Below are 7,087 nucleotides of genomic sequence, written 5' to 3'. Positions count from 1 at the left end.
TTCTAGGGATCGAACAGTCAGACGATCGCGGCGGGGGGGGCGGCTCGGCCCGACCCCCCCCCCCCCCCCGGCGTGCCCGGGTTCAGGATTTCGCGACGTCGATCTTGACTTCCTTCTGCCGCGCCTGTTCGTCGTGTGGCATCGTGACCTCGAGGATGCCGTCCACGTAGCTCGCGCTCACCTTCGCCGCGTCGACGCCCTGTGGCAACGCCACCGTGCGGCTGAACTTGCCGTAGAAGAACTCACTACGGCCGTGGGAGATCTCTTTGGCCTCCCGCTCGGCGGTGATGGTGAGCAGACCGTTGTGCGTGGTCACCGAAATCTGCTTCTCCGGATCGAACCCCGGCAGCTCCGCACGCACGACGTACCTGCCGTCCTCTGTGGACTCCTCGATCCGCACCGGGTTGTGCTCGGCGAACGGCCACGGATTCTCCAGCCAGGCGGCGATACTCGGCAAGGCGAACCGAGGCGACGGTACCAAAGCGACCATGATCCCTTTCTCCTTCGTAGCGGCGCTGTTCCCACCTCCAGACAACCGCACCACCCGCCACCGCGCAGCAGCCCAAAGTCCCCGGCCGCAGGGACCAACGACCATCGCCGCCCATACCGGCACGCACCTACCGTCAGGCAGCACCATCAAACGGGAGCGCACACCGCCCCACCGAGTGGCCGAAACGTCCGTCGGTACCCTCGCCGGAACCGTTTCCCGTCGAACCGGAGAGCGCGTATTTCCGGTTCCCGTCTCGCTCGCCGATGAGACTGTCTAGATGATGTCGAGACGACATCACGAGGGTCTGCTGCACGTTACCGCGCGCGGATCCGACGGACAGGCCGGTCCGATCACCGCAGCGGGCCCGGGTGGAGGTATTCGTCGGCGGGAATCGTGGTGTTCCTTGTCCAGGCTTGGAAGAAGCCGCTCAGGTCCTTGCCGGAAACGCGCTGTGCGAGCGCTTCGAAGTCCGGCCAGGAGGCATTGCCTCCTCGATGCTGTTCCTGCCATTGTGTGAGCGCGGAGTTGAAGGCGTCGTCTCCGATGGTGCGCCGCAGCGCGTGCAGCATCAGCGGGCCCGTGCGGTACACGGCGGCGAGGTACTTGTCCGCACCCGGGTCGTAGAGCCGGGTCTGCCAGAACTTCGGCTTGTCCTTGTTGGCCGCGACGATCTCCCGGTACTTCGCGTCGAGATTCTGCCCCTCCTTCGCCTCGCTCCACAGCCATTGCGCGTAGGTGGCGAAGCATTCGGCGACACAGATGTCGCGCCACTGCTTGCCGGTGACGTTGTCGCCGAACCATTGATGGGCCTGCTCGTGCACGATGAGCGAGACGACGTCGGTGTTGTCGGTACCCGGGTAGATCGGCCTGCTCTGTGTTTCCAGCCCTATCGCGATCTTCTCGTTGAAGTAGATGCCACCGGCCGAGGAAAACGGGTACTTCCCGAACTTCGTAGACAGGAAGTCGATGATCTCCGGGACGCGGTCGCCGTATTTCCTCGCCGCGGTCTCCGCTCCCGGGGCGTAGGCGCTGATAACCGGGGTGCCGTCGGAGAGACTGGCGTTCACCATGGTGAACTTCGCGATGGCCAGTACCGCGGTCCACGTGGCCAGTGGTTTGTCCTCGTCCCACCGAAAGGTGGTCCTGCCGTCCTTGGTGGTGATGGGTCCTTGCCTGCCGTTGCCGACCGCCGCCCAGCCATCGGGCACGGTAGCGGTGAGCCGGAAGGTGGCCTTGTTCGACGGGTGGTCGTTGGCCGGGTACCAGTTGGTGGCCGAGTGTGGCTCCCCGACGATGAGCATGCCGCCGGTTTCCGGTTTGTACCAGGCGTCGCCGTTCTTGCCCGAGTACACCACGCGCACGTCGAACCTGGCACCGCGGGGGATCCGCCTCGCCGGGGTGACGACCAGCTCGTGGTCCCCGGCACGGGAGAAACCCCTGACAGCAATACCGTTGACCGTCACCGCGGAAATGGTGAAGGTCTTCGTGAAGTCCAGGTTGAACCGGTCCAGCCCCTCCGTCGCGGTGGCCGACACCGTGGTGTCGCCGGTGAGCTCGTCCGGTTTCGCCGGGTCGTAACCGACCTTGACGTCATAGTGGGAGACGCGGTATCCCCCATTACCGTCCTGCGGCCAATAGGGGTCGCCGATGCCATCACCGCCGACACCGGCGGAGGCGACCGACGTCCCGAGCATCATGCAGGCGAGCAGCACGCCCCCGGTCAGCGAGCCGCGTTTCACTACTGACAACACGTTTTCTCCTTCGTCGGCAGCGGTCAGGACGCGACAGCGTCGGACTTCCAGTCGGGATGGCCGGGCATCGGCGGCGTCTTCTTCGCGTACAGCCAGTCGGTCAGCAGCGCGGTGACGTCGCGACCGGAAACCTCACGCGCGGTCCTGATGTAGTCGGCCGTCGACGCCACACCGTCCTTGAACCGGGTGACTACCGCACGTTCGATCTTCTCGAACAGCTGCGGACCTACCGTCTGGCGCAGCGCGTAGAGAGCCAGCGCGCCATTAGCGCGCTGAGTCTGGCCGGAGACCGGCTTTGGCGCGGCGGGCGGTCCTTCCACGTCACGCAGGTGCTGATCCATGCCATAGAACATCCGCATGCTCTCGGCGAAGGCATCGGCGGAACCGGGATGAGACAGTTCGGCGTCATACCAGGCTCCGTAGAAATGGGCGTGCCCCTCGGCAATCCAGTTGTCGGCAAGAGTCTTCGGCGAAACCGAGGCACCGAACCACTGGTGGTTCAACTCGTGTACGCGCACGTAATCCGCGGTGCCGCTGGCCAACGTGGCCGCGTCGATGGTACTCATCGTCTGACTCTCAAAGGCACCCACGGACCCCAGCGGGGCGAAGAGTCCATAGGTGCCGAACGGATACGCCCCCAGTTTCGCCGTCAGCCACCGCAGCTGATCATCGGTCCGGCCCAGCGTCTCGCGCAACTGACCGGCCTGCGCGGTCGGGACGACATCGCGAATGGTCACCCCGTCCGGACCGCTGCGGGTCATCCGCGAATAGGGTCCCACCGCGATCTGGCCGTCGTCGACGGGCATCGGGTAGGCCATCCGGTACTTGCGGGCCGTGCGGTCTCCGGCGAGCTGGGTGGTCTCGACCAGGTCCCCGTTGGTCACGCCGGTGAGGCGGGCCGGAGCGATCACGTTGACGGTGTACGTGGCCTTGTCCGCGATGTCGTTCTTGCACGGAAAGACGTGGTGCATGGTCTCGTGTGTCTGGGGAGAGATGGCGAAGCCGTCCTCGATTTCCCGCCACGGCCCGTGCCCATCGGGCCCATTGGTCCTGGTGACCGTGTAGTCCACGGTGACGGTGAACTCCGCTCCCCTGGCCAACTCACGCGGGAAGACGTACAGCTTTTCGTCCCTGGTCTCGAACCTGGTCCGCCTGCCGTCCACGGTGACCTTGCCGACCTTCCCGCCGGCGAAATCCAGGGCGAACCGGGACAACGGCTGAGTGGCCCTGGCCCTCAGCGTGGTGGTGCCGTCCATATCCTTGGTAGCGGACCGGTATTCCAGGGATACCGTGTAGTCCAGAGCGTCGTAGTCCCCGGTACCCGCCACAGGCTGACCTGTGGCTGTTCCCGTACCGAGCACCAGCGCCATACAGACACTGCTCACGCCAATCGCGGTCAAGCGGTATATGGGTTTCACGACCGTGAACCTAGGAGCGCGATGTCCCAGTCCTGTCCCAGTCGTGTCCAAACGACGTCGCAGTCAGTTCACCACGACTACTGGGGCCACTCCGTTCCCGACGTTCGGGAAGCAGCCGGGACGGGCCGGGTGGCCGGCCAGACCGCGGGACAGCGCGCACCGTGTTCGGGTGGCCGCGTGGTGATCAGGTAGTCCTCCACCTTCGCGCGGACGCAGGTGCTGGTGAAGAACTGACCGTGGCCGATGCCCTCGTACTCCAGCAGCGCGGCGTCCTCGAGTTGCTCCGCGACGGCGTAGTTCCACGCGTGCGGGGTCGCGACGTCGTACTTGCCCTTGACGATCACGATCGACGAGGCATCAGGAACGTTCAGCCGGTGCTGCGGGTTGACCACCTTCGCCGGCCAGCCAAGACACATCGTCACGTCGCTCCACAGCGCCGAAAGCTTGGTGTGCGGGGCATGCTTCGCCGCGTTGTCAAGGTAAGCCTTCAGCTCCGGGTACCCGCTGACGTGCCACTTCCAGTCCTCGCACCAGATCGCCTGGTAAGAGTTGCCGGACAGGACGGGCCCGGCCGACGCGGCCGTCCGGTAGGACGGTCCGGCATCGAGGTTCAGGAGCCGGCCGGCCTCGCCGTACCACTGCTTCTCCGGCTCGTACATGGCGTTCATCAGCTCGGCCCGCAGCACCTCTGGGCTGATCGCTTCGCCGTTCTTCGGGTCGGCCAAGGTACCGTCCTCGGCCCTTGCGAGCAGTCTGTCCCAGATGTTCCGGACGTCCTCGCCGTACAGCGGGCAGTTCGTGGTGCGCTCGCACCAGTCGGCGAACACGGTGAACGAGCGCTCCTGGTCTGCCGAAGCCGTCTCGATGTACTTCGCCGCAGACGTCAGGCTGTGGTCCATGTTGGAATCGATGACCATCGCACGGATCCGGTCGCCGAACAGTTCGGCGTACTGCTGGCCGACCTGGGTACCGTAGGACGCCCCGTAGAAGCTCAGCTGCCGCTCGCCGAGCGCGGCCCGGATCGCGTCGAGGTCCCGGACCGCGCTGGCGGTGTCGACGTGGTCGAACAGCGGGCCGGTGTGCGCGCGGCAGTCCGCACCGAGCTTCGCGTTGTAGGCGAACAGCTCCCGGTACTCCTTTTCGTTGTCAGGGAAGTTCTTCGGCGCTTGGCTCAGCAGTCCCGCATCGCACTGGACCTCGCGACTGCGCTTCACCCCGCGCGGGTCCCAGGTGACGATGTCGAACCGCCGGCGCAGCACGCTGTCCGCCGGGATCTCGTCCTTGAGTACGAAGGAGTCGATGCCCGAGCCGCCGGGGCCGCCGGGGGCGGCGAACAGCACCCCGATCCGATGCGCGGGATCGGTCGCCCGCTTCCGCCCGATCGCGAGGTCGAACTTCGGGCCGGACAGCATCGCCCAGTCGGTCGGCACCGCGACCGTGGCGCATTCGCCACCGAGATCACCACACGCGTGCCAGGCGACCTTGGACGGCGCGGGGGTGGCGGTGGCGATGCCGGCCAGGGGCACGAGCAGCACGGTGGAAAGTACCGCCGTCAGGGCACAGGAGCGCACAGCGTCCTCCGGTGGATGAACGTTCTCCAGTCGCGCGCCAACCGTATGCGGTGTGCGTTGTGTCCGCTTCGTTGAGGATGTCAAGACAGGACGCGGAGATTTGACGTCGGCATCAAGGGCCGCGCCCGATACTGGCTCCAAGGCCCAAGCCAGGGAGTTGGTGGATGAGCGAGTCCGACGTGCGGCGGCATCTGCCCGTCCGGCAACTGGTGCGCGACGTCGGCCCGGCGCTGCTGCGGTTGGTCCAGAAAGGTGCCGGCTTCGACGAGCCGCTCACCGAGATCGCTCTCTACGCTCCGGGCGCGCCGACCCAGCTCGGGCCGGGGTGCGTGGTACTGGGCATCGGCGTGACCGCCGAAGCCCAACTGCTCGACCTGGCCGCGGCGATGGACCGCGCCGGAGCGAGGGTGCTGGCGGTGAAGGCCCCGGCACCGCCTTCACCGGACGAGAAGCTGACGGTCATCGAGGTCAACCAGGACGCGTCCTGGATGCACGTCGCGACGACCATCCGCGAGCAGTTGCTCGAATACGCCAGGGCACGCGTCCGCTCCGACGACGGCTCGGACCTGTTCACCCTGGCCAACGCCATCTACACGGCCCTCGGCGCCCCGGTGACCATCGAGGACCGTTTCTCCGCACTGATCGCCTGGTCGGAAGGCCAGGACAGGACCGACGCCGAACGGATCGAGACCATCCTGGGCCGTGCGGTGCACCAGCGGACGCTGGCCGAACAGCGCGAGCGGGGCGAATTCGCGCGCCTGCACGCCAGCGGTGCCCCGGTCTACCTGGAAGCGACCGAGCCCGACCAGCTGCCGCGGGTGGCGATCGCGGTCCGGGCAGGCTCGGATGTCCTCGGCTACATCTGGGCGGTGGTGACCGAGCCACTCGACGAGGCGAGCACCGCCCGGCTGCGCGAGTTCGCGTCGATCGTCGCGCTGCGCCTGGTCGGCCTGCGCACCGAGACCAGCTACGCCCGCCAGCAGCGCGGCGAGCTGGCCGCGGCGGTGCTCGGCGGATCGGCCGACCGCGTCGAGGCGACCCGGTTGCAGCTGGGCTCCGGCCCGGTGTGCGTCCTGGCCGCGGCACCCCGGCTGCCCGAGACCGAAAGCTCCGGCGCCGCGACGGATGCGGTGACCGCGGGCGGACTACGCCGGTTCGCCGAAACGCTGGAGTACTTCCTCGCGGCCGTACACCCTCGCTCCGCCTCGGTGGCCGGTACCGGCGCGGTGTACGCACTCGTCGCCTGGCCTCCGGAGCACACCACCGCGTTGGAGGCGACTGTCAACCTGGCACGGGATTTCCTCGCCAGGACACCACTGGCCGGCGACTACGTGGTCGCCGTCGGCGGGCCGACCGGCTCGCTGGGGCAAATCGCCGAAGTACGGGCGCAGACCGACGCCGCGCTACGGGCGCTCCGACACCCAACCACGCACGGTCCGGCCGTGCGCACCGTGGCGGACATGGCGCTGTCGATGTTGTTGCTGCATCTCGCCGACGTCACCGAGTCGCTCGGCCTGCCGGACAGCACCGGCGCGCTACACCGGCTGTGCCAGTACGACGGTCCGGACGGCCTGCTGCCCGAGACCCTGGCGGCGTACCTCGACTCCGCGGGAGCCACCGACATCGCAGCCACCGCCCTGCACATCCACGCCAACACGATGCGCTATCGGCTGCGCCGGATCCGCGAGATCTCCGGGCTGGATTTCACCAATGCCGACGCCATGCTGCTCGCGCACCTCCAGCTCAGGGTTCGCGCGCTGCGGAGGACCCGGGCCTGACACGACGTCGGCACGGCTATGAGGTGGACCGTCGGCCGCCTGGCCCGCGAGAGGAGGAAAACAAGGACTTCCGGCTACC

The 7,087-nt window shown here is 67.3% G+C and carries 5 protein-coding genes; 1 reads left to right on the top strand and 4 read right to left on the bottom strand.

Annotated features, from left to right (window positions below; translation table 11 throughout):
* Positions 1 to 82: 82 nt before the first annotated feature.
* The 4 genes from ACFWY9_RS16100 to ACFWY9_RS16085 all read right to left on the bottom strand — a co-directional run bounded on the left by ACFWY9_RS16100 (position 83) and on the right by ACFWY9_RS16085 (position 5,194).
* Positions 83 to 490, bottom strand: a complete 408-nt coding sequence (locus tag ACFWY9_RS16100) for an Hsp20/alpha crystallin family protein (RefSeq protein ID WP_378326780.1) — start codon at positions 488 to 490, stop codon at positions 83 to 85.
* Between the two features lie 350 nt (positions 491 to 840).
* Complete coding sequence (locus ACFWY9_RS16095) at positions 841 to 2,241, bottom strand: M1 family metallopeptidase (RefSeq protein WP_378326781.1); 1,401 nt, start codon at positions 2,239 to 2,241, stop codon at positions 841 to 843.
* 23 nt (positions 2,242 to 2,264) lie between these two features.
* On the bottom strand, positions 2,265 to 3,569 hold the full coding sequence (locus tag ACFWY9_RS16090) for a M1 family metallopeptidase (RefSeq protein WP_378326782.1): 1,305 nt from the start codon (positions 3,567 to 3,569) through the stop codon (positions 2,265 to 2,267).
* Positions 3,570 to 3,736: 167 nt separating this feature from the next.
* Positions 3,737 to 5,194 (bottom strand): alpha/beta hydrolase, encoded by a 1,458-nt coding sequence (locus ACFWY9_RS16085; protein ID WP_378326783.1) that lies wholly within the window; start codon positions 5,192 to 5,194, stop codon positions 3,737 to 3,739.
* 200 nt (positions 5,195 to 5,394) lie between these two features.
* Between ACFWY9_RS16085 and ACFWY9_RS16080 the strand changes: the two genes are divergently transcribed.
* Complete coding sequence (locus ACFWY9_RS16080; protein WP_378326784.1) at positions 5,395 to 7,008, top strand: PucR family transcriptional regulator; 1,614 nt, start codon at positions 5,395 to 5,397, stop codon at positions 7,006 to 7,008.
* The last annotated feature ends 79 nt before the right edge of the window (positions 7,009 to 7,087 follow it).

It is taken from the genome of Amycolatopsis sp. NPDC059027, from assembly GCF_042739735.1.
GTDB lineage: Bacteria > Actinomycetota > Actinomycetes > Mycobacteriales > Pseudonocardiaceae > Amycolatopsis.
Note: the sequence above shows the minus strand (reverse complement) of the source record. Positions and strands in the feature narration are given on the sequence as shown.